This is a genomic window from Streptomyces mayonensis, assembly GCF_018982965.1.
GTDB lineage: Bacteria > Actinomycetota > Actinomycetes > Streptomycetales > Streptomycetaceae > Streptomyces > Streptomyces mayonensis.
Genome location: NZ_JACBYP010000009.1, coordinates 38628 through 59497, shown reverse-complemented (window position 1 = coordinate 59497; position 20870 = coordinate 38628). Strand labels below are relative to the sequence as shown.

General features: G+C 73.6%; 17 protein-coding genes. 5 read left to right on the top strand and 12 right to left on the bottom strand.

Annotated elements, in window-relative coordinates; all coding sequences use genetic code 11:
• Positions 1 to 16: 16 nt before the first annotated feature.
• From nadD to HZS56_RS05315, 3 genes are all read right to left on the bottom strand, one after another.
• Entirely contained in the window at positions 17 to 721 is a 705-nt protein-coding gene (nadD, locus tag HZS56_RS05325) for a nicotinate-nucleotide adenylyltransferase (protein WP_216719514.1), read from the bottom strand.
• A gap of 59 nt (positions 722 to 780) precedes the next feature.
• Positions 781 to 945, bottom strand: a complete 165-nt coding sequence (locus tag HZS56_RS05320; RefSeq protein ID WP_216719513.1) for a hypothetical protein — start codon at positions 943 to 945, stop codon at positions 781 to 783.
• A 133-nt stretch (positions 946 to 1078) separates the two neighbouring features.
• Entirely contained in the window at positions 1079 to 1240 is a 162-nt protein-coding gene (locus tag HZS56_RS05315; protein WP_216719512.1) for a hypothetical protein, read from the bottom strand.
• A 189-nt stretch (positions 1241 to 1429) separates the two neighbouring features.
• On the opposite strand from HZS56_RS05315, the gene HZS56_RS05310 reads away from it, so the two are divergent.
• Positions 1430 to 2611, top strand: coding sequence for a M48 family metallopeptidase (locus HZS56_RS05310; RefSeq protein ID WP_216719511.1), 1182 nt, complete (start codon positions 1430 to 1432; stop codon positions 2609 to 2611).
• Between the two features lie 64 nt (positions 2612 to 2675).
• On the opposite strand, the gene HZS56_RS05305 is transcribed toward HZS56_RS05310, so the two are convergent.
• The 5 genes from HZS56_RS05305 to proB all read right to left on the bottom strand — a co-directional run bounded on the left by HZS56_RS05305 (position 2676) and on the right by proB (position 7638).
• Positions 2676 to 3746, bottom strand: coding sequence for an SCO2583 family membrane protein (locus tag HZS56_RS05305; protein ID WP_216719510.1), 1071 nt, complete (start codon positions 3744 to 3746; stop codon positions 2676 to 2678).
• A gap of 86 nt (positions 3747 to 3832) precedes the next feature.
• Positions 3833 to 4399 (bottom strand): SCO2584 family spore wall biosynthesis protein, encoded by a 567-nt coding sequence (locus HZS56_RS05300; RefSeq protein WP_216719509.1) that lies wholly within the window; start codon positions 4397 to 4399, stop codon positions 3833 to 3835.
• 106 nt (positions 4400 to 4505) lie between these two features.
• The gene (locus HZS56_RS05295; protein ID WP_216719508.1) at positions 4506 to 5792 is read right to left on the bottom strand and encodes a glutamate-5-semialdehyde dehydrogenase; all 1287 of its coding nucleotides are present in this window, start codon (positions 5790 to 5792) and stop codon (positions 4506 to 4508) included.
• Between the two features lie 60 nt (positions 5793 to 5852).
• Positions 5853 to 6401 carry a DUF8830 family protein gene (locus HZS56_RS05290; RefSeq protein ID WP_216719507.1) on the bottom strand — a complete coding sequence of 183 codons (549 nt, stop codon included), beginning with the start codon at positions 6399 to 6401 and terminating at the stop codon, positions 5853 to 5855.
• Positions 6402 to 6534: 133 nt separating this feature from the next.
• Positions 6535 to 7638: a glutamate 5-kinase gene (gene proB, locus HZS56_RS05285; protein ID WP_216719506.1), complete on the bottom strand. Its 1104-nt coding sequence runs from the start codon at positions 7636 to 7638 to the stop codon at positions 6535 to 6537.
• Between the two features lie 249 nt (positions 7639 to 7887).
• Here proB and HZS56_RS05280 point away from each other — a divergent pair, with 249 nt between their 5' ends.
• Together HZS56_RS05280 and HZS56_RS05275 are read left to right on the top strand one after the other, a co-directional pair.
• Positions 7888 to 10047, top strand: a complete 2160-nt coding sequence (locus HZS56_RS05280) for a hypothetical protein (protein ID WP_253913761.1) — start codon at positions 7888 to 7890, stop codon at positions 10045 to 10047.
• Between the two features lie 357 nt (positions 10048 to 10404).
• Complete coding sequence (locus tag HZS56_RS05275) at positions 10405 to 12657, top strand: bifunctional glycosyltransferase/CDP-glycerol:glycerophosphate glycerophosphotransferase (RefSeq protein WP_216719505.1); 2253 nt, start codon at positions 10405 to 10407, stop codon at positions 12655 to 12657.
• Positions 12658 to 13104: 447 nt separating this feature from the next.
• Here the strand turns inward: HZS56_RS05275 and HZS56_RS05270 are convergent, their stop codons facing one another.
• Together HZS56_RS05270 and HZS56_RS05265 are read right to left on the bottom strand one after the other, a co-directional pair.
• Positions 13105 to 14325: a trypsin-like serine protease gene (locus HZS56_RS05270; RefSeq protein ID WP_216719504.1), complete on the bottom strand. Its 1221-nt coding sequence runs from the start codon at positions 14323 to 14325 to the stop codon at positions 13105 to 13107.
• A 133-nt stretch (positions 14326 to 14458) separates the two neighbouring features.
• The gene (locus HZS56_RS05265; RefSeq protein WP_253913760.1) at positions 14459 to 14959 is read right to left on the bottom strand and encodes a hypothetical protein; all 501 of its coding nucleotides are present in this window, start codon (positions 14957 to 14959) and stop codon (positions 14459 to 14461) included.
• A gap of 325 nt (positions 14960 to 15284) precedes the next feature.
• Between HZS56_RS05265 and HZS56_RS05260 the strand changes: the two genes are divergently transcribed.
• Positions 15285 to 18599: an ALF repeat-containing protein gene (locus HZS56_RS05260; RefSeq protein ID WP_216719503.1), complete on the top strand. Its 3315-nt coding sequence runs from the start codon at positions 15285 to 15287 to the stop codon at positions 18597 to 18599.
• A 62-nt stretch (positions 18600 to 18661) separates the two neighbouring features.
• Entirely contained in the window at positions 18662 to 19027 is a 366-nt protein-coding gene (locus tag HZS56_RS05255; protein ID WP_216719502.1) for a hypothetical protein, read from the top strand.
• Positions 19028 to 19046: 19 nt separating this feature from the next.
• Here HZS56_RS05255 and obgE read toward each other — a convergent pair whose 3' ends face one another.
• Together obgE and rpmA are read right to left on the bottom strand one after the other, a co-directional pair.
• On the bottom strand, positions 19047 to 20483 hold the full coding sequence (gene obgE, locus HZS56_RS05250; RefSeq protein ID WP_216719501.1) for a GTPase ObgE: 1437 nt from the start codon (positions 20481 to 20483) through the stop codon (positions 19047 to 19049).
• Between the two features lie 125 nt (positions 20484 to 20608).
• Positions 20609 to 20863: a 50S ribosomal protein L27 gene (gene rpmA, locus HZS56_RS05245; RefSeq protein ID WP_216719500.1), complete on the bottom strand. Its 255-nt coding sequence runs from the start codon at positions 20861 to 20863 to the stop codon at positions 20609 to 20611.
• Positions 20864 to 20870 lie beyond the last annotated feature (7 nt).

Here is a 20870-nt window from a genome sequence, read left to right as displayed (position 1 = left end):
CGGTGCCCCTCTCGGCTCACTCGCCGCGGTACAGCTGGCGTTTGTCGATGTAGCGCACGACTCCGTCGGGCACCAGGTACCAGACGGGATCGCCCTTGGCGACTCTCGCACGGCAGTCCGTGGAGGAGATGGCGAGGGCGGGAACCTCGACCAGCGAGACGCCGCCCTTGGGGAGTCCGGCGTCCGTGAGCGTGTGTCCGGGCCGGGTGACGCCGATGAAGTGGGCGAGGGAGAACAGCTCCTCGCTGTCGCGCCAGGTGAGGATCTGGGCGAGGGCGTCGGCGCCGGTGATGAAGAACAGGTCGGCGTCGGGGTTGAGGGCGCGCAGGTCGCGCAGGGTGTCCACGGTGTAGGTGGGGCCGCCGCGGTCGATGTCGATGCGGCTCACCGAGAACTGCGGGTTCTCGACGGTGGCGACGACGGTCATCAGGTAGCGGTCCTCGGCGGCGGAGACCGTGCGGTGGCTCTTCTGCCATGGCTGCCCCGTCGGTACGAACACCACCTCGTCGAGCTGGAACTGCGCGGCGACCTCGCTGGCCGCGACGAGGTGCCCGTGGTGGATCGGGTCGAAGGTGCCACCCATGACGCCCAGGCGGCGCTTGCCCGACGACGGGCCGTGGCCCTGGCCTGCGGCACGGGCGGGCACCGCGTTCTGCGTGCCGCGCGCCGGCGCGTGCGCCGTGTTGTGCGCCGGGCCGGTAGGCGTGTCCTGCTCTCCCATGCGTGCAGACCCTACCGGCCCGCGCGGTGCGCCCCGGCCGCCCCCGCGGCCCCGGGCGCTCAGCGGTCGCGGTTGAACCGGGTGGTGATCCACAGCAGGAGCATCAGGACGACGAACGCGCCGATGCCGGTGACGTAGGGGCTCAGGCTCTGGTGGTTGCCACCGTGCTCCTCGCCCTCGGCGGCGAGGGTGACGAACTGGGCGGCGCTGAGGGGAAGGCTCATCTTCGGCAGGACCTATCCGGTGTGGGCGGGACAAGGACGTCCGCTCATCGTATGCGGGCGCCGCGCGGGCGATCACGCCGACTCCGCCGTCGGGGCAGCGCCGCCGGGTCCCGGAGGGAACCTTCGGGCCGCCTCAGTCGTCCTTCTGCCTGTACCCCCGGAGCAGGAACCACGCGGTGAGCACGCACCCCACCACCATGACGACCAGGACGATCCGGAGCAGATTCCCCGGCCCCTGCTGCTCGGCTGCGGTGGCGGCCCCGGCGAGCCAGTCGGTGTGGGGGACGTGCTGCATGGCGTGGACTCCTTCGATGTACTGCCCGTCCACGGTATCTCCGCCTAGGCTGGGCCCGGCTCGGGGGGCACAAGGACCGCACAAGGGTTCGCAGAGGCCGGACGCGCGCCGGAAGGCGCGCACCGGCCGGGAACCAGACATCCGCAGGCCAGGAATACGTACCGGCCACCCACGCACCTGGGGGAAGACATGTCCGACGGCCACGAGCACGACGGGCACGAGAACGTGCCCGGCAGGCAGCGCAGGCGCTTCCCCGGGATCTCCTCACGGGCGTACGAGCATCCGGCCGACCGCAGCGCGCTGGTGGCGCTGCGCAAGCTGAGCGGCTTCGACACGGTCTTCAAGGCGCTGAGCGGGCTGCTGCCCGAGCGGAGCCTGAGGCTGCTGTTCCTGTCCGACTCGGTGCGCGTCTCGGACCGGCAGTTCTCCCACCTGAACGTCATGCTGCGCGACGCCTGCTACATCCTGGACCTGGAGAAGGTCCCGCCGATGTACGTCAACCAGGACCCGACGCCGAACGCGATGTGCATCGGTCTGGACGAGCCGATCATCGTCGTGACCACGGGCCTGGTCGAACTGCTCGACGAGGAGGAGATGCGGGCGGTCGTCGGGCACGAGGTCGGGCACGCGCTGTCCGGGCACGCGGTCTACCGGACCATCCTGCTGTTCCTGACCTCGCTCGCCGTCCGGGTCGCCTGGATCCCGCTGGGCAACGTGGCGATCATGGCGATCGTGACGGCCCTGCGCGAGTGGTTCCGCAAGTCGGAGCTGTCCGCCGACCGTGCGGGCCTGCTGGTCGGCCAGGACCTGCAGGCGTCCATGCGGGGCCTGATGAAGATCGCGGGCGGCAACCACCTGCACGAGATGAACGTGGATGCGTTCCTGGAGCAGGCCGAGGAGTACGAGGCGGGCGGCGACCTGCGCGACTCGGTGCTGAAGATCCTGAACGTGCTGCCGCGCACGCACCCGTTCACCACGGTGCGGGCAGCCGAGCTGAAGAAGTGGGCGGCCTCCCGGGAGTACCAGCGGGTGATGGACGGCCACTACCCGCGGCGCGACGAGGACAAGGACACCTCGGTGCGGGACTCCTTCCGGGAGTCGGCGGCCGGTTACGCCTCGCACGTGCGCAGTTCCAAGGACCCGCTGATGAAGCTGGTGACCGACATCGCGGGCGGCGCCGGTGACCTCGGCGACCGCGTGCGGCGGGGCTTCGGCGGTTTCACGTCCTCGCAGCCGCGGCCGCCCAAGGGCGACGCGGACGGGGACGGGGCGTCGGAGGGCCCGGGCGGGACGTCCGAGGGGCCCGAGGCGCCCGGCGGGGAGGCCGGTTCCGGAGGCCCGGAGGACCGTCCGCCGCGCGACGGCGCCTGAGCGGCCAGGTCTCCCGGGGGCACGGGGCAGGTCCCCGGGGCGGCGCCTCACACCTTCGGCTGCCTCACACCTTCGGCTGGGCGCCCTGCGCGAGGGTGCCGCACAGGGCCGTGGCGTTGTCCGAGGTGTACGGGTCGGTGCCGGCGGGCGTGCCGGTGCCCGCGCTGCGGCCGGCCAGCAGGGGGCGCAGGTGGTTCGCCGAGTCCTCGGCGCAGGAGAGCGGCCCTGCCTGGACGTACGAGGCGACGAGCTGGGTCTGGTGCAGGCGCAGGTCGTCCCGGTCGTAGCGGAAGTGCAGCTCGCGCCGGACGGTGAACAGCGACACCTCGGCCCGCGCGTCGCCGGCCGGGCGCAGCGCGTACACCATGGTGTGGTCGGCGGTGACCTCCAGGGTGGACGCGTCGCTCTCCACGACCCGCACGCTGCCGTCGACCCGAATCTCGGGGTCGGCCAGTTCCGCGTGGGACGGATCGAAGCGGATCAGCCAGCCGGTGGGGGTGTGCCGCCCGTCGACGGCCGGGCTCTCGAAGCTCTCGTCGAACTGGGAGAGCTGGTCCGGGTCGAGGAGCACGCGCACCGAGCGCACCGGGCCGCCGCCGAGCACCCCCGGGTCGAGCCCCGAGCGGACGATGTAGTTCTTGGCCGTGGTCAGCGCGTTGAGCACCTGGTCCTCGGAGAAGTGCGCCGTGCGCTCGGCCCCCGGCAGCGGGATGCCCTTGGCCGCGGACCGGAAGTGCTCCGCCGGGCTGTGCTCGTAGAGGAACGCCGCGTTCCCGCCCGCCGGCACCGGGTCCCGGGGGGCGAGCGGGACGACGGTCAGCCGCGCCGGGGCGGCGGTCCGCTGCCCGGCGGGCTCCTGGTACGGGTGCCGCACGCCCATGTAGATGGCGGTGCCGAAGGCGACCGCTATCAGGACGACGAGGATCAGCGCCTGCCGTGACAGGCCGGCCCGGCGCAGCGGGGGGCGGCGGCGCACGGCCGGGGCGTGGTCGGTGATGCGTTCCTGGGCGGAGAACTCCTGGAGCCGGGCAGCGCGGACGAACGACTCGTCGAAGACGACGGATCGGTATTCGTCCTCGCCGCCTCCGGAGCCGCCCTCGGGCGTTCCTCCGGGCGGCTCGCCAAGCCCTGCCATACCTTCAGGGTAGGTCTGCGGAAGGCCGCGTAAACGCGCCGGTGCAGGTCAAGTTGGGACAGCTTGTGACCTGCCGGACGGGCAGGTCAGGGAGTGCGCGGGAGCACCGGGACGGCCGGCTGGGAGTAGTCGGCGGAGGCCGAGGGGGTCACGGTGCCGCCCTGCTCCGGGCCGGTGGAGGCGGGCGGCGGCACCTGCTGGGGGCCGCCGCCCGAGGAGGCGCCCCGGTAGACGGCCACGAAGGCCAGCGCGACCATGCCGACGCCCATGACAAGGGCCAGTATCCAGGCGACCGGCCGGTGCCAGCGGACCTGCTTCCCGTACGCCGCAGGGGCGCCGTAGGGCCGGTCGAGGGGGTCGCGGTCGTCGTCGGGGTCGTCGAGGTCGGGATCATGGCCGAAATCGCCGTACCCGTCGTCGTAGCGTTCGGCGCTGCGGCCGCGGCGGGCCGCTTCGGCCTCGGTGGCCTCCGCCCTGGCCTGCGCGGCGGCAAGGAGGCGTTCGACGGCGGTCGGCTCGTGCACCCCGGCCGCCTGTACGAAGGCCTCGTCGAAGACCACGGAGGCGAACTCTTCGTCCGACACCCCGCGGTCGTGGTCGTCGTCGGGCTCCCAGCCGTCAGGGAACGGCGTGCCCCCCACGTCCTCCGGCACGGGTCCAGAGTAGACCTGGGGGGTCGTTTTGGGCAGACGGCGGGGAAATTGGTCCGGTGGGCGGGATGCCCCGGATGGACGCGGTCGACGCGTGTGCGGCCTGCCGTCAGCGCCGTACGTGCCCGTCGCCGGTGACGATGTACTTGGTGCTGGTCAGCTCCGGCAGGCCCATCGGGCCCCGGGCGTGGAGCTTCTGCGTGGAGATGCCGATCTCGGCGCCGAAGCCGAACTGGCCGCCGTCGGTGAAGCGGGTGGAGGTGTTCACGGCGACGGTGGTGGAGTCGACCAGCTGGGTGAACCGCCGGGCGGCCTGCTGCGAGGTGGTCACGATGGCCTCGGTGTGGCCGGAGGTCCACAGCCGGATGTGCTCGACGGCCCGGTCCAGGGAGTCGACGACGGCCGCCGCGATGTCGTACGACAGGTACTCGGTCTCCCAGTCCTCGGGGGTCGCCTCGACGACGGTCGCCCCGGAGTCCGCGGCGTACGCCAGCACCCGCTCGTCGGCGTGCACGGTGACGCCGGCCTCGGCGAGGGCGGCCAGCGCGCGGGGCAGGAACTCGGCGGCGACGTCCTGGTGGACCAGGAGGGTCTCGGCGGCGTTGCAGACGCTGACGCGCTGGGCCTTGGAGTTGATCAGGATGTCGACGGCCATGTCCAGGTCGGCTTCCGCGTCGACGTAGACGTGGCAGTTGCCGGTGCCGGTCTCGATGACGGGGACGGTGGACTCCTGGACGACCGTGTTGATCAGCGAGGCGCCGCCGCGCGGGATGAGCACGTCGACCAGGCCGCGGGCCCGCATCAGCTCGCGCACGCTCTCGCGGCCCTCGCCGGGCACCAGCTGCACGGCGTCGGCGGGCAGCCCGGCCCCGCCCACGGCGTCGCGGACGACCCGGACGAGGGCGGTGTTGGACTGGTACGCGGAGGACGACCCCCGCAGCAGTACCGCGTTGCCGGACTTCAGGCAGAGGGCGGCGGCGTCCACCGTGACGTTGGGCCGGCCCTCGTAGATGATGCCGACCACGCCGAGCGGGACCCGCACCTGGCGCAGGTCGATGCCGTTGGGGAGGGTGTTGCCGCGCACGACCTGGCCGACCGGGTCGGGCAGGGCGACGACGTCGCGCACGTCGGAGGCGATGGCACGGACCCGCTCCGGGGTGAGGGTGAGCCGGTCGATGATCGCTTCGCTGGTCCCGGCGGCACGGGCCTTGGCCACGTCCTGGGCGTTGGCCTCGACGATCTCGCTCGTACGGACCTCGAGCGCGTCCGCGACGGCGAGCAGCGCGTCGTCCTTGGCGGCCCGCGGCAGCGGCGCGAGGTCGGCGGCGGCGGACTTGGCCCGGTAGGCGGCCCTGGTGACCGGGGTCATCGAGTCGTACGGCGAGAGCGTGGTCATGGGGGAAGGGTAGTGCGCGGGGACCGGGCGTCCGTCTGCCGTCCCACCCCGCGAGACGGGTCAAAACGGGTGCACGCCGACGGGCGTCGCGGGGGCGGGCCCGTACCCCGCGGCGATGCGCTGGTGGTAGGTGGCCCGGTCGATGACCTCGAGGCCGACGATCTCCCAGGGCGGCAGGCCCGCGGTCTGCCGGTGCTCGCCCCACAGGCGCAGGGCGACGGCGGCGGCGTCGTGCAGGTCGCGGGCCTCCTCCCAGTAGCGGATCTCCGCGTGGTCGTCGGCGTACCTGCTGGTCAGCAGGAAGGGGTGGTCGTGCGCGAGCTGTTCCAGGGCGCGGCGGACCTCGGTGAGCGGGGCGCGGGCGCCGGAGACGCTGAGGGTGACGTGCCACAGGCGCGGGGTGTGGTCGGGTTCCTCGCCGCGGAACCGGTCGCCGGCCGCCACGCTGGTCAGGGCCCGTTCGTCGCCGGGGGCGCGGGAGGTGCCGCGGGTGCCGCCGGGACGGGATGCGGTGCCGCCGCGGGAGCCCGAACCGCCCCGGGTGCCGCTGCCGCCGCGGGAGCCGTTACTGCCGCGGGACGCCGCCGGTCCAGGGCGCACTCCGCTCACGACGGCCTCCTTCGCACATGGCTGGGCCCGGTGGTCGGCCGGGCTTGTCCCTGAGGAAAGTTGAGCAGGCCGCACGGGATCGCGGGGCGCTTTTGCGGAACGTCCACTACCGATTCGGGGACGTTTCGACCCATTACGGGTGCAGGATCACCAGATCGTCCCTGTGTACGACCTCGCGTTCGTACGCGGGTCCGAGTTCGCGCGCCAGTTCCCGGGTGGAGCGGCCGACCAGCCGGGGCATCTCCCTGGCGTCGAAGTTGACCAGCCCCCGGGCGACCGCCCGGCCGGTGCCGTCCCGCAGCTCGACCGGGTCGCCCGCGGCGAACTCGCCCTCAACGCCCGCGATTCCGGCCGGCAGCAGCGACTTGCGGCCCTCGACGACCGCGCGGACCGCCCCGTCGTCGAGGACCAGCGCCCCCTGCGGTGCGGAGGCGTGCTGCAGCCACAGCAGCCGGTCGGCGAAGCGCCTGCCGGTGGCGTGGAAGTAGGTGCCGGTGTCGCCCCCGGCCAGGGCGTCGGCCGCGTGGACCGCGCTGGTCAGCACCACGGGAATGCCGGCGGCGGCGGCGATCCGGGCCGCCTCGACCTTGGTGACCATGCCGCCGGTGCCCACTCCGGCCCGGCCCGCGCTGCCGATGTCGACGCCCGCGAGGTCGGCCATGTCCCGCACCTCGGCCAGCCGCGAGGTGCCCGGCCGGCTCGGGTCGCCGTCGTACACGCCGTCCACGTCGGACAGCAGCACCAGCAGGTCGGCGCGGACCAGGTGGGCGACGAGGGCGGCGAGGCGGTCGTTGTCGCCGAAGCGGATCTCGTCGGTGGCGACGGTGTCGTTCTCGTTGACGACCGGGAAGGCACCCATCGCGAGGAGCTTGTCCAGGGTGCGGGAGGCGTTGCGGTGGTGGGCGCGGCGGCTCATGTCGTCGCTGGTCAGCAGCACCTGGCCGACGCGGACGCCGTAGCGGGCGAAGGACGCGGTGTAGCGGGCGACCAGCAGTCCCTGTCCGACGCTGGCGGCGGCCTGCTGGCGGGCCAGGTCCCGGGGGCGGCGCGGGAGGCCCAGCGGGGCGAGGCCCGCGGCGATGGCGCCGGAGGAGACGAGGACGATCTCCTTGTCCGCGCCCCTCGCCTTGGCCAGCACGTCGACGAGCGCGTCGACCCGGTCGGCGTCCAGGCCGCCCGCCGCGGTCGTCAGCGAGGAGGACCCGACCTTGACGACGATCCTGCGGGCCTCGCCCACGGCCTGCCTCGTGCCCGGCCCTGTCCCCGGCCTTGCCCCTGCCACGGCCCGTCCGCCTCTCCCGTCGACATGCGCCGAATCCTGCGCCCGCCGGGCAATCTACGGGAACCGGGACCCGCGCCGCACCACGGTTCAGGCTGCGGACGGGCGCCGCTGCACGCGCCTCCTTCGCTGGTCGGCCCAGGCAGGGACCGGAGGCCGGCACGGGCGTGTCGTCCGACGGTCACCGCGCGTTAACCCGGTTGCCCGATGCGCGACGAGCCTGGAGAGACCGCAGTGCCCCTGTTCCCGCCCCGCCGCCGTCTCCCCCGCCGGCCCCGGCTGCCCCGGCCGGAGGGCCCCGCCCTGCCCCGTCGGCGGACCGCGGTGAAGCTGCTCGTCGTGGGCGGGCTGGCGTCCGTCTTCGCCGCGCAGGCGCTGGGCGCGCTGCTGCCGCACGTGCCGCTGCTGCTCGCCGCGACCGCCGCCTCGCTCGCCGCCGAGGGGGTGCTGCACCGGTGGGGACGGGGCATGGTGTCGCTGTTCGCCAAGTCGCACGCCGACGTCACGGTCCGGCACGTGCTGCGGGACCTGCTCCTCGTGGTGGGCCTGCTGCGCCTGGGCGAGCAGCACCGGGAGGGCGCGTACGCCCCGCTCGTCGCCGGGCTGCTCGTCCTGTACGCGCTGCACTGGGCGATCCAGGCGGTCTCCGTCCTGGTCCGGCGCACCCGGACGCTGCCCGTGGTGACCCGGAACATCGACGCGTCGGCGCTGCGGCTGACCCCGGCGCCCCCGGTGCTGCTGCGCCGCCCCGGGTACCGGCTGACGGTCTTCGGGCTGCCGTCTACGGCGGGGCTGCTCGCCACGGTGGCCGCCGACGCGCCGGTGTGGGGCGCGGCGGGCCTCGGGGTGTCCCTCGCCGTGGCCGTGACGGGCCTGGGGGCGCTGTCGCTGCGGCTGCTGCCGGGGCGCCGGCCCGCAGGCGAGCAGGAGGTGCTCGACTGGTTCGAGGGGTGGCTGGCGCGGTACCGGCCGACGGTCGGCCTGTACTTCTCGGGCGGGGCGTCCTCGGCGTACCAGGCGAACATGTGGCTGGAGCCCCTGGCCCGGCTGGCGGAGCGGCCGGTGATCGTGCTGCGGGAGCGGTTCATGGTGGAGCGGATCGCGGCGACGGACGTCCCGGTGGTGTGCCTGCCGAAGGTGACCACGCTGATGCGCCTGGAGCACTCCACGCTCCGCGTGCTCCTGCACCCGTCCAATTCCGGGAAGACCTCGCAGGTCCTGCGCATCCCCACGGTCAAGCACGCCTTCGTCAACCACGGGGAGAGCGACAAGCTGTCCTCGTGCAACCCGTACGCGAAGGCCTACGACGAGGTGTGGGTGGCGGGACCGGCGGCGCGGGAGCGGTACGCGCTGGCGGAGGTCGGCGTGGAGGACAAGGACGTGGTGGAGATCGGCCGCCCGCAGCTGGACGCCGTACGGCCGTGCGCGGGGCCGCCGGCGCCGGGTGCGTTCACCACGGTCCTGTACGCGCCGACCTGGGAGGGCTGGGACGGCAACCCCGGCAACACGTCGGTGGTCGAGGCCGGCGAGAACCTGGTGCGGGCGCTGCTGGCCGATCCGGGCGTCCGGCTGCTGTACAAGCCGCACCCGCTGACCGGGTCGGTGGACCCGCGGGCCGGGGCCGCCGATCTGCGGATCCGGGAGCTGGTGCGGGCGGCGAACCGGGCGCGCGGCGGGGCGCGGCCGGACGCGTCGGCGTCCGCGGGGACGGTCCGGCGGACGACGGATCCGGAGGGGCTCACCGCGGCCGGTTTCCGTGCGGCGGCCGACCAGGCGGAGCGGATGCTGCTGCGGTCCGCTCCGGAGCCCGGACGCGCCGGGGCTCTGGCGCGGGCGGCGGCGGCCCGGGAGGAGGCGTACTGGGCGTCGCTGCCCGAGGGGGAGCACCAGGTCGTCACCGGCGCCCGGCCGCCGCTCTACTTCTGCTTCAACCGGTCGGACCTGCTGATCAGCGACGTCTCCAGTGTGATCAGCGACTTCCTGGCCAGCGGCAAGCCGTACGCGGTCGCCAACACCAGCGGGCTGGCGGAGGACGTGTTCCGCAAGTCCTTCCCCACGGTGGCGGCGGCGACCGTGCTGACACCGGACGCGGCCGGGGTTCCGGCGCTCCTTGACACGGTCCGGCACCCCGAGCGGGACAAGCTGGCCGGGGAACGTGCCGCGCTGTCCCTGCGGCTGCTCGGCCCGGCCGACCCGCCCTCCCAGGAGCGCTTCGGGGCGGCGGTGCGGGCGCTGTCCGCCGTGGCCGAGGCACACCGCGCCCGCACGGTGGAACGCCTCGCCGCGGGCACCCCGCTCCCCGGCCCCCGGCCCCCGGCAGCGGACGGCACCGCTGCCCGCCGCCCGGCACAGCGCGAGGGCGCCTGAGCCGGGCGGCGGGCTCCGCACGAGGGCCCCTGAGCCGCCGGGCGCGGGCCGCCGCCGGGACGTCGCCGGCCCGCGGAAGGGCTGAGGGCTACGTCCGGCCGGAAGGCGGCCCGCGGGCCCGTGGCCGTGCGGCGCGCCTCCCCGGTCACGGCCCCCGCTCACGCCTCAGGGTCGCGGGTCGGACGGGCCCGGGCAGGCCCGCACCCCGGCCGTCCCACCGCGACACCGCACCCACGGAAACTTCGCGTGAATCCTTTACCCTGAGCCAGCGGCGCGCTTCGGGCCGTCCGACGCCCGAAGGGCGCGCCCCGACCCCGGCGCGTGGTCCCGTGATCAGATCCAGAACAGGTTGTAAGGATGCCCAAGCTCTCTCTCATCGTTCCCGTGTACAGGGTGCAGGGCTACCTGTACGAGTGCCTCGACTCGATACTCGGCCAGGACTGCACGGACTTCGAGGTGATCGCGGTCGACGACTGCTCACCGGACGGCTCGGGCGCCATCCTCGACGAGTACGCGGCACGCGACGCCCGGATCAAGGTGATCCACCTCGCCGAGAACGTGGGCCTCGGCCGCGCGCGCAACGCCGGGCTGGAGCAGGCCCGGGGCGACTACGTGCTGTTCCTGGACAGTGACGACACGTTCTCCGAGGGCGCGCTGGGGGCGATATGCGAGCGCCTCGAGGCCACGGGCAACCCCGAGATCCTGATCTACGACTACGCCCGCACCTACTGGAACGGCTCGGTCAAGCGCAATCAGCGTGCCGACCTCCTCGCGCAGGACGCCGGACCGGCCGCCTTCTCGCTCGACGACCGGCCCGAGCTGCTCGACCTGCTGCAGATCGTGTGGAACAAGGCCTACCGGCGCGACTTCGTGGAGCGGACCGGGCTGACCTTCCCGCCCGGGTACTACGAGGACGCCCCCTGGACGTTCTGCTCCATGATCAGCGCCGAGCGGATCGCCGTACTGGACCGCGTCTGCGTGTACTACCGCCAGCGCCGCGAGGGCGGGAACATCCTCAAGACGGTCAGCCGCAAGCACTTCGACGTCTTCGACCAGTACGAGCGTGTCTTCGCCTACCTCGACGCGCACCCGGAGCTGTCCCGGTGGCGCGGTGCGCTGTTCCGCAAGATGGTCGACCACTACCTGACGGTGCTGGAGCGTCCGGGCCGGCTGCCGCAGAACGCCAGGGCCGAGTTCTTCCACCGCGCCTCCGCCGACTACCGCGCCCGGGTGCCCGAGGGCTTCCAGCGGCCGGCCGACGGCCGGGGCCACAAGTACGGGACGCTGGAGCGGGACGCGTACGCGACGCTGACCGGTGCCACCCGGGTGCTCAGGCTGCGGCAGAAGGCGCGCACGAACGCCCGCAGGACCATCAACCAGTCCAAGCGCCGGGCGATGGGCGTCTTCTACCGTTCGCAGCTGCGGCTGCCGATCGACGAGAACCTGGCGGTGTTCTCGGCCTACTGGAGCCGCAGCGTCTCGTGCAACCCCGCGGCCATCGACGCCGCGCTGGCCTCCCTCGCCCCGCACGTCCGCCGGGTGTGGGTGATCCGGCCGGACGCCGTGGACCGGGTGCCCGAGGGCGTGGACTACGTACGCCTGGGTTCCAAGGAGTACTGGGCCGCCGTGGCCCGTGCCAAGTACCTGGTCAACAACGTGAACTTCCCCGACAGCGTGGTCAAGCGCGAGGGCCAGGTGCACGTCCAGACGCACCACGGCACGCCCCTGAAGACCATGGGCCTGGACCAGCAGAAGTACCCGGCCTCCACCAACATGAGCTTCGGCGCGCTCCTCAAGCGCTGCGACCGCTGGGACTACAGCATCAGCGCCAACCGGTTCTCCACCACGGTGTGGGAGCGGGTGTACCCCGCCTCGTACACGTCCCTGGAGACCGGTTACCCGCGCAACGACGTGCTGGTCACCGCGACGGCCGACGACGTGCGCGCGGCCCGCGGGGAGCTGGGTCTGGCCGAGGACACGACGGCCTTCCTCTACATGCCGACGCACCGGGAGTACCAGAGCGGTTTCGTGCCGCGTCTCGACCTGGAGCGGCTCGCCGAGCGGCTGGGCCCCGACGTCACGCTCCTCGTGCGCGGCCACTACTTCTACGGGACCTCGTCGTCGCGGCTCGCGGAGCTGCAGTCCGCGGGCCGGATCATGGACGTCTCGGACCACCCCTCGGTCGAGCGGCTGTACCTCGCCTCGGACGCGCTGATCACGGACTACTCGTCGGCGATGTTCGACTACGCCAACCTGGACCGGCCCATCGTGGTCTTCGCCGACGACTGGGACACGTACTCCGTGGTCCGCGGCGCGTACTTCGACGTGCTGAAGGAGGCTCCGGGCGCCGTCGCCACGACGCAGGAGGGGCTGACCGAGATCCTCCGCTCGGGCGAGTGGCGGGCGGAGCCGGCGGCCAGGGCCCGGGAACGCTTCCGGCGGCGTTTCTGTGATTTCGACGACGGGCGGGCAGCCGAACGGGTGGTCCGGCGCGTCTTCATGGGCGAGGACGCCGCGGAGCGCCTCCCCTTCCTGCCTCTGGAGGAAAGGACGCCGGCTCCGTCCGCCGGACCGGACCGCGCCGCGCCGGGTCCGGTACCCGTCAACTGACATGAGGCAGCCGCGCGGTCTGCCAGGAACGGGACCAGAACCGGGACCGGGGCGGCCGGCCGGGAACGTCGGCCGCGCCCCGGCCCGCCGCGGCCCCGGTCGCTTCGCCCGCCGGGACCGTGCCGCCCGCCCCGTCCTACCGCCTCCTGCCGCCGCTCCTCGCCCGTGGAGGTCTGCCGCCCGCCCGTGCGACCGCCTCCGTTCCCGCCCCGCACCCGGCGCCCGCGGCCTCCTCCGGCTCCACGCCCCTGAGGGCGGCGGCTGCGGTGAGCGGCGCGAGCAGAGGGTGGCGGCCCCGCGCGGCAGTACTGCCCGGAACGCTACGCCTCGACGGACGCAACGGCGCGGCCCGGACGGGTGCCGTCCGGGCCGCGCCCTCGCCGTACCGGTGCGGTTGGGGCGCGGCTCACCGGGCGAGTGGGGCGAGCCGTGGCGACGGCCTCCCGGTCAGTCCAGGGGCAGCGGCTCGGGGTCCGCCGGAGCGACGCCCGTGACCCGGAAGTTGTCGGCGTGTGCCAGGGTGAACCGCTCCCAGCCGGCGGCGGAGTCCGAGCGGGCGCGCAGCAGCCCCGCCTCTTCACCGGTGTAGTTGGACTCGGCGGCGACGTACTTGTCGTTCGCGTCCGACCGGAGGGAGTACTTCCCCTCCCCCTGCGGCACCAGCGTGAACCGCTCCCAGCCACCGGTCGGAGCGGCGCTGCGGGCGCGCAGCATGCCCTCGTGGGTCCCGGAGTCGTTCAGCTCGGTGGCGACGAACAGGCGGGAGGCCTCGGAGCGGAGCGAGACCGTCGTGCCGCCGTCGCGGGTGTGCAGCGTGAACTGCTCCCAGCCGGCCACCGTGTCGGCGCGGGCCCGCAGCCTGCCCTCCTGGTTTCCGGTGTTGTTCAGCTCGGCGGAGACGTACTTGCCGTTCACCTCGGCCTTCAGGGACCAGCGGGCCACCTGGGTGCCGATCCAGTCCGTGATGTCGTCCACCCGGGCCTGGACGGCGCCGCGGCGCGTCTCCTCGGAGCCGAAGCAGCCGCCCTGCCAGGAACGGCTGTTGACGGCTACGAGGGTGTCGCCCCCGGTGCCGGTGCGGACCGTCGGGCCGCCCGCGTCGCCCTTGCAGACGGCTGCGTCGCCCTGCCCCTCGACGTCCAGTTCCACCGCACGCGTACCGGTGACGGTGAAGGTCCCGGCGTGCGGCCGCCCGGGCACCCACTCGTCCGCGGTGCGGCCGAGTCCGACGACGGTGAGATCCTCGCCGGCCGTGGGTGCCCCGGCGTCGAGCGCCACCGGCTCGATGTCCGTCACCGGCGCGGACAGCCGCGCCAGCACCACGTCCCGGTCCGTGCGCGGCACCAGTTCGACGATGTCGCGCACCTGGCCGGAGGCTGCCGGTCCGTTGCCGCCGACGGTCGCCCGGGCCGGCCGTGAGGGCGGTCCGGCCGTGACCGGTCCGGGCAGGGCCGGGTCGTCCGCGAAGCAGCTCGCCGCGGTGACCAGCCAGCGGGCCTCGACCAGCGCTCCGGAACAGGCGTGTTCCGTGTCTCCCAGCTCGATCCGCGCGGCGTAGGACCTCTCCCCGTCGCCGACCGCTTCCCCGACCGTCGCCCGGGCCGGGCCCGCGACGAGGGTTCCGGCGGCGACCAGGGCGCCGGTGAGCCATGCGCCGTGTCTCCGCACCCTGTCCCTGTGTCTCTTCCTGGCCACGTCTGTCACCGGCTGCGTCCCCTCCTGTGTGTCCTGTGTGTGCCCGGCGCCGCCCCCTCGGGCTCGGGCGAGCGCAGCCGGACGGTCCGGCCGGGCCCTGCTCGCCCTACTTGCTCGTGACGATCTCGACCAGCATGTGGTCGCCGTCCTCCGGATCGGCCGCCTCGCCCACGTTGGTCCAGGCGTCCTTCGCGATCTCGTAGTGCTTCTCCTGGTCACCCACGGTCATGGTCACGTCGGTCTCGTAGGAGTTCCCCTTGACTCCGTACACGGCGGGGATCTCCATTGTCAGGCGCCCGGAGTCTCCGGTCACGCGGAAACAGATCTTCGCCTGGCTGCGCGACCAGACTTCCAGCAGCCCCGCCTCGCTGTCGCACTCCGCGAGGACGATATGGCCGTCACCCCTCTTGAGCAGAATTCCCTGCTCCTCCAAAATCTTGTCGGCCTGCGGATAGTTGAAATCCTCCACCGCGTAGCCCGGGGCGTCGTCGGCCACGCTGCTCATCGGCAGCGAATCATTCGCCTCCTGTCCGACACCGAATGCAATTCCGGCGCCGACGGCAGCCACTGCGACGACCGGCACGAGCAGACGAGTTGCGTTACGCATTCGCCCTCCCTCCCCAAAAAGTCAGCACAAGCGCACAGAACCTTCACCGTAAGTCAAAAGTTGACCACAGGACACCCCCTTTACTCACTCGTGATCTTGCGATCGCAGTCCGTTTCGGGTGCACATGGAGTATAAAACCTGTTCTTTCCCTCTTTTTGTTCACAAAGGGATCACGAAGGATCCGGGAGGAGCGGAGATGTCGCACGGAATCGCACTCTTGCCGAATTGCCAATTCCCCTGAAAGGTTGTCCACCGTCGACCAGAAATTCGCGCGCCGACGGTATCCGTACACCCGTAAGACGGACCGAGGAGACGAAGAATTCACATGCTGAGACAGAGACGACCGGGCCGGCAGGTTTCCGAGTGGGGCCCCTCACGCAGGCGCTTTCTCACCCTGGCCGTTGCCGCCACGGCCGCCACCGCGGTGGGAGGCCGCAACGCGCCGCACGCCAGGGCGGCCGACGGGGAGCCGGCGGAGGACGCCCGCTCCCGGGCCGTCGACGCCTGGCTCCTCGGCGGCCGGGCCGTGCGGTCCGAGGCCGAGGAGGCCCTGACCGGCACCCCCGAGGTGCTGACGGCGTTCCTCGCCACCGGACTCGCGCGCGCCCGGGCCGAGGACGAACGTGTCTCCGTGCTGGAGATGCTCAACTACGCGGGCCCCGGAGTCCGCGAGGAGGCCCAGGCCGCCCTCAGCGGCAGCGACGCGGACCTGCACGCCTTCGTCACCAAGGGGTACGAGGTGCCCCTGGCCGACGACCGGCGGGTCGCCGTCCTGACGGTCCTCGGCGCGGGCGGCAAGGCCGTGGTCCGCGAAGCCAACAAGGCGCTCGACGACGGCTCGCCCGACGCGCTGAACGCGTTCCTCGAGAAGGGGCAGTTCACCGCGCGCGAGGAGGACGAGCGGGTCGAGACGGTCACCATGCTGTCCGGCGCGGGGCCGAACCTGGTCCAGGCGATCAACCGGGCCCTGGACGGCACGGCGGCCGACATCAGGGAGTTCCTGCGGCACGGGCAGCACCTGGCCCGCGCCCGTGACCAGGAGCAGCTGACCATCGGACAGCTGGTGGTGCAGGCCCAGAACGCCGGCGCGCGCGCCCACGAGGCAACGGTCAAGGCGAAGGAGGCGGCGGAACACGCCGAAGCCGCCTCCCTGGAGGCCAAGAAGGCCGCCCTGCTGGCCGCCGAGGAGAGCGCCGCCGCCAAGGACGACGCCCTCAAGGCGTCCCGGGCGGCCGGGCGGGCCGCGGACGCCGCGAACGGGGCGGCCGCCGCCGCGCGCACGGCGGTCGCCGCCTCCCGCACCGCGATCTCCGCCGCCCGTACCGCCGCGAGCGCCGCGCAGGCCGCGGCCGCCGCCGCTGCCGCCGCCTCCCGCGCGTCCGTCCGCGCCTACCGGGCCGCCTCCGCGGCCTCCAAGGACGCCGGTCAGGCCTCGGCCGCGCGTCAGGCGGCCGAGGTGGCCCGGGACACCGCCAAGCGGGCGCGTACCGCCGCTGCCGCAGCCTCCGCGGCCGCCGACGCCAGCACGCAGGCCAAGACGTCGAGCGCCGCCGCGGCCCGCGCGGGGCAGAACGCGGCGGCCTCCGCCAACGCCGCCGCCCAGGCCGCCGCCTCGGCGGGCGTCTCCCAGGCGCAGGCCAAGCGGGCCCGGGACGCCGCCGCGCTGGCCACTCGCGCCGCCAACACCGCCACGGCCGCGGCGAACAGGGCCGGAGCCCTCGCCGACCGGGCGGCCGTCGCCGCGCGGGACGCCCACAAGGCGGCCAGCAGCGCCGCCGAGCACGCCGAGGCCGCGGCCGACGCGGCCGAGGACGCCGCCGAGCACGCGGGCGAGGCCGCGGACTGGGCGAACGAGGCGACCAAACAGGCCAACAAGGCCGTCGCCGCGGCCACGGACGCCGCCGACGCGGTCACCCAGGCACAGAACGTCGCGGCACTCGCCCGCGAGACCGAGGCCGCGTGGCTGGCCGAGGAGCGCGCCAGGGCCATCGAGATGGCCCAGGAGCTGAAGCAGGAGGAAGAGGAGTACCGGGCCCGGATCGAGCGGGTCCAGACCCAGCAGAAGCTGACCGACCAGGAGACCCTCAACCTGCTGGCCGAGGCCCGCGCCCAGAGCGACCCCGCCCAGGTGGCGGCCGTGGGACGCAAAGCCGCCGCCAGGCTCATGGACGCCACGGGCACCTGGACCCGGCAGGCCGCCCAGGACGCCCTGGCCGGCGACGACCAGGCCGTCGTCGACTGGGTCGGCCGGGCGCACGCCGAGGGCACCCGCCTCGACGACCGCGAGCGGGTGCTCACCCTGGCCACGGCGGGCAGCGCCGACCTCGCCGACGCGGCGCAGAAGGTGCTCGCCGACAGCGACGAGCAGGGCGTGACCGACTTCCTGACCGGCGGAGCCCTGACGGTCCAGGCCGACGACTACCGCGTCGAAGTGCTCAGGACCCTGCAGAACGCCGGCCGTGCCGTGACCGCGGCCGCGAACGCGGCGCTGGACGACGGCAGCGTCGAAGCCCTGCACGAGTACCTGCTCACCGGCTACCCCGAGGCCAAGGAGGAGGACGACCGCGTCGCGACCGTCTCGGCCCTCAGCGGCGCCGGACCCAACGTCGAGGCCGCGGCCCAGGCGGCGCTCGAGGGCCCGGGCTGGATGCTCGAGCGTTTCGTCTCGATCGCGCTGCACAAGGCGCAGCAGGCCGACGACGACACCGCCACCCACGTGGCGTCGATCCAGGCCCAGATCGCCCGCGCCGCGGCCATCGCGGCCGCGGCCTTCCAGGAGGCCGCCGAGGCGGCGAAGGCGGCGGCCGACGCCCGCGGCGCGGCGGACGAGGCCGCGGACTGGGCCACCAAAGCGGCCGCGTCGGCCAAGGACGCGAAGGGCCACGCCGAGGACGCGGCGCAGTCGGCCGCTTCCGCCGACGCGTCGGCCGCCGCCGCGGCGTCCTCCGCGCAGCGGGCGTCCGCCGCCGCGGCCACCGCGCGCTCGGCCGGCCGGCAGGCCAACTACTCCGCCAACCAGGCCATCGCCTCGGCCAACACCGCCGTGGCGGCGGCGAGCAGCGCGCAGGCCTCCGCGGACCGCGCGTACGCGGACGCGGTCGCGGCCGGCAAGGACGCCGCCGCGGCTCGGGCCGCGTCCCGGGAGGCGAAGGCGGCCTACCAGGAGAAGCGGCAGCAGGAGATGGCCCAGCAGGCGGCGAAGGCCGCCCAGGAGGCCAAGCACAACGCCGACAACAACGTCAATCCCGCCGACTCCGCCGCCAACGACAAGGTCGACTTCGACAAGATCGACCAGGACAACGTCGACAGCGCCGCCAAGGCCGCCACCTACATGGGCCGGGTGAGCGCGGTCCTGGGCGGCGCTGCGGTGGTCGCCGCGTTCATCCCGGGTGGGCAGCTGGTCGCGGCCGGGCTCGCCGGGGCGTCCCTGGTGTTCGCGGGGGCCAGCGCGCTGTACAACCTCAAGGCCTACGGCTGGGGTTCCGAGTTCGCCACCAGCGTGGCCGGCATCGCACTGACCCTGGGCCTCTCGGGAGTGGGCAGCCTCGCCGCCAACTCCATGGTCAGCAACGTGGGGAAGGCCGCCGTCAAGGGCGTCCACGATACCGTGTCCTCGGTCGTGGGCTGGTTCACCTCGTAGGCGCCCGACACACTCCGGGCGGGGGCGCGGCCGCGTCCCCGCCCGTCCACTAGGAGGGATCCGTGCACAACTCCCCGTGGTGGTGGCTCTTCGCCGCCCTCGGCGCGCTGTTCTGGTACGCGGTGATGCTGCCGGCGATGCCCACGGCCAAACACCGGGCGCTGGTCAGCCTGGGCCCGCCGCTGACGCTGGTCCCGCTGGCCGCGTACAGCCTGAAGGCCGGGGAGCCGCTCACCGGACTGCTCCCCGTCTACTGCGCGTTGGTCGCCTCCGTGCCCGTGGGCATCCTGGGGCACGGCAAGCGGCTGCGCGCCGTGCTGTCCGACCCCGACGTGCCCTACGACGAGGCGACCGGCCCCTGGACGCTCCAGGCGGCCTGCGCCATGGCACTGTTCGTCGGCCTCGCCGCCTACTACGTGAGCCGCTGAGCCGCGCCGGGACGCCCGCTCAGAACGGCTCGAAGCCGTCGAACTCCTGCTGCGCCTCGTCGCGTTCGGCATCCCGGTCGCGCCGCCGCTGGGCGGCCGGGCGGGGTGCCTCGAAGCGGTGGTCCTCGCCGCGGCGGCCGAGCATCTCGGCACCGGCCGACACGGACGGCTCCCAGTCGAAGACGACCGCGTTGTCCTCGGGGCCGATGGCCACGCCGTCGCCGTTGCGGGCGCCCGCCTTCATCAACCGCTCCTCGACACCGAGGCGGTTGAGGCGGTCGGAGAGGTAGCCGACGGCCTCGTCGTTGTTGAAGTCGGTCTGGCGCACCCAGCGTTCGGGCTTCTCGCCGCGCACCCGGAACAGGCCGTCCTCCTCGCGGGTGACGGTGAAGCCGGCGTCGTCCACGGCCTTGGGCCGGATCACGATCCGCGTGGCCTCCTCCTTGGGCCGGGCGGCACGCGCCCCGGCGACCAGGTCGGCCAGCGCGAAGGAGAGTTCCTTCAGACCCGTGTGGGCCACGGCCGACACCTCGAAGACGCGGTAGCCGCGCGCCTCCAGGTCGGGCCGCACCATCTCGGCGAGGTCCTTGCCGTCGGGCACGTCGATCTTGTTGAGGACGACGATCCGCGGCCGGTTGTCCAGGCCGCCGTACTCGCTCAGCTCGGCCTCGATGACGTCCAGGTCGGAGGCCGGGTCGCGCTCGGTCTCCAGCGTTGCCGTGTCCAGTACGTGCACCAGTACGCTGCACCGCTCGACGTGCCGCAGGAACTCCAGGCCGAGGCCCTTGCCCTGGCTGGCGCCGGGGATGAGACCGGGGACGTCCGCGACGGTGTAGACGGTCGAACCGGCGGTCACCACGCCCAGGTTGGGGACGAGCGTCGTGAAGGGGTAGTCGGCGATCTTGGGCTTGGCCGCGCTCAGCACGGAGATCAGCGAGGACTTGCCGGCGCTCGGGTAGCCGACCAGGGCGACATCGGCGACGGTCTTCAGCTCCAGGTGGATGTCCTGGAGGTCGCCGGGCTCGCCGAGCAGCGCGAAACCGGGCGCCTTGCGCCGCGCCGAGGCCAGCGCCGCGTTGCCGAGGCCGCCCCGGCCGCCCTGCGCGGCGACGTACGAGGTGCCGTGGCCGACCAGGTCGGCCAGCACGTTGCCCGCCCGGTCGAGGACCACGGTGCCGTCGGGCACGGGCAGGACCAGGTCCTGGCCGTCCTTGCCGGAGCGGTTGCCGCCCTCGCCGGGCTTGCCGTTGGTGGCCTTGCGGTGCGGGGAGTGGTGGTAGTCGAGGAGCGTGGTCACCGACTGGTCCACGGTGAGGATCACGTCGCCGCCCCGGCCGCCGTTGCCGCCGTCCGGGCCGCCGAGCGGCTTGAACTTCTCACGGTGGACGGAGGCACAGCCGTGGCCTCCGTTACCCGCGGCGACGTGCAGTTCGACGCGGTCCACGAAGGTGGTCATGGGATGTGCCTCCAGTTACTGCCTGCTGTTGCCGCCCGCTACGGGCGTGTCTCTTCTGGTCAACACGCGAAAGGCGGACCCGCTTCCCCCAGGGGAAGTGAGGCCCGCCTCGCGAAAGTGTCCGGTCAGGCGACCGGAACGATGTTCACGACCTTGCGGCCACGGTGGGTGCCGAACTCCACCGCACCGGCCTGCAGCGCGAACAGCGTGTCGTCGCCGCCACGGCCGACGCCGGCGCCCGGGTGGAAGTGGGTGCCACGCTGGCGGACCAGGATCTCACCCGCGTTGACGGCCTGACCGCCGAAGCGCTTCACGCCGAGCCGCTGGGCGTTCGAGTCGCGACCGTTCCGGGTGGACGATGCGCCCTTCTTGTGTGCCATGTCTCCT

What these genes read in the sequence shown, in the direction of transcription:
- nadD (WP_216719514.1), bottom strand. Translation starts at nt 721, where the DNA reads ATGGGAGAGCAGGACACGCCTACCGGCCCGGCGCACAACACGGCGCAC.
- HZS56_RS05320 (WP_216719513.1), bottom strand. Translation starts at nt 945, where the DNA reads ATGAGCCTTCCCCTCAGCGCCGCCCAGTTCGTCACCCTCGCCGCCGAG.
- HZS56_RS05315 (WP_216719512.1), bottom strand. Translation starts at nt 1,240, where the DNA reads ATGCAGCACGTCCCCCACACCGACTGGCTCGCCGGGGCCGCCACCGCA.
- HZS56_RS05310 (WP_216719511.1), top strand. Translation starts at nt 1,430, where the DNA reads ATGTCCGACGGCCACGAGCACGACGGGCACGAGAACGTGCCCGGCAGG.
- HZS56_RS05305 (WP_216719510.1), bottom strand. Translation starts at nt 3,746, where the DNA reads ATGGCAGGGCTTGGCGAGCCGCCCGGAGGAACGCCCGAGGGCGGCTCC.
- HZS56_RS05295 (WP_216719508.1), bottom strand. Translation starts at nt 5,792, where the DNA reads ATGACCACGCTCTCGCCGTACGACTCGATGACCCCGGTCACCAGGGCC.
- HZS56_RS05280 (WP_253913761.1), top strand. Translation starts at nt 7,888, where the DNA reads ATGCGCGACGAGCCTGGAGAGACCGCAGTGCCCCTGTTCCCGCCCCGC.
- HZS56_RS05275 (WP_216719505.1), top strand. Translation starts at nt 10,405, where the DNA reads ATGCCCAAGCTCTCTCTCATCGTTCCCGTGTACAGGGTGCAGGGCTAC.
- HZS56_RS05265 (WP_253913760.1), bottom strand. Translation starts at nt 14,959, where the DNA reads ATGCGTAACGCAACTCGTCTGCTCGTGCCGGTCGTCGCAGTGGCTGCC.
- HZS56_RS05260 (WP_216719503.1), top strand. Translation starts at nt 15,285, where the DNA reads ATGCTGAGACAGAGACGACCGGGCCGGCAGGTTTCCGAGTGGGGCCCC.
- obgE (WP_216719501.1), bottom strand. Translation starts at nt 20,483, where the DNA reads ATGACCACCTTCGTGGACCGCGTCGAACTGCACGTCGCCGCGGGTAAC.
- rpmA (WP_216719500.1), bottom strand. Translation starts at nt 20,863, where the DNA reads ATGGCACACAAGAAGGGCGCATCGTCCACCCGGAACGGTCGCGACTCG.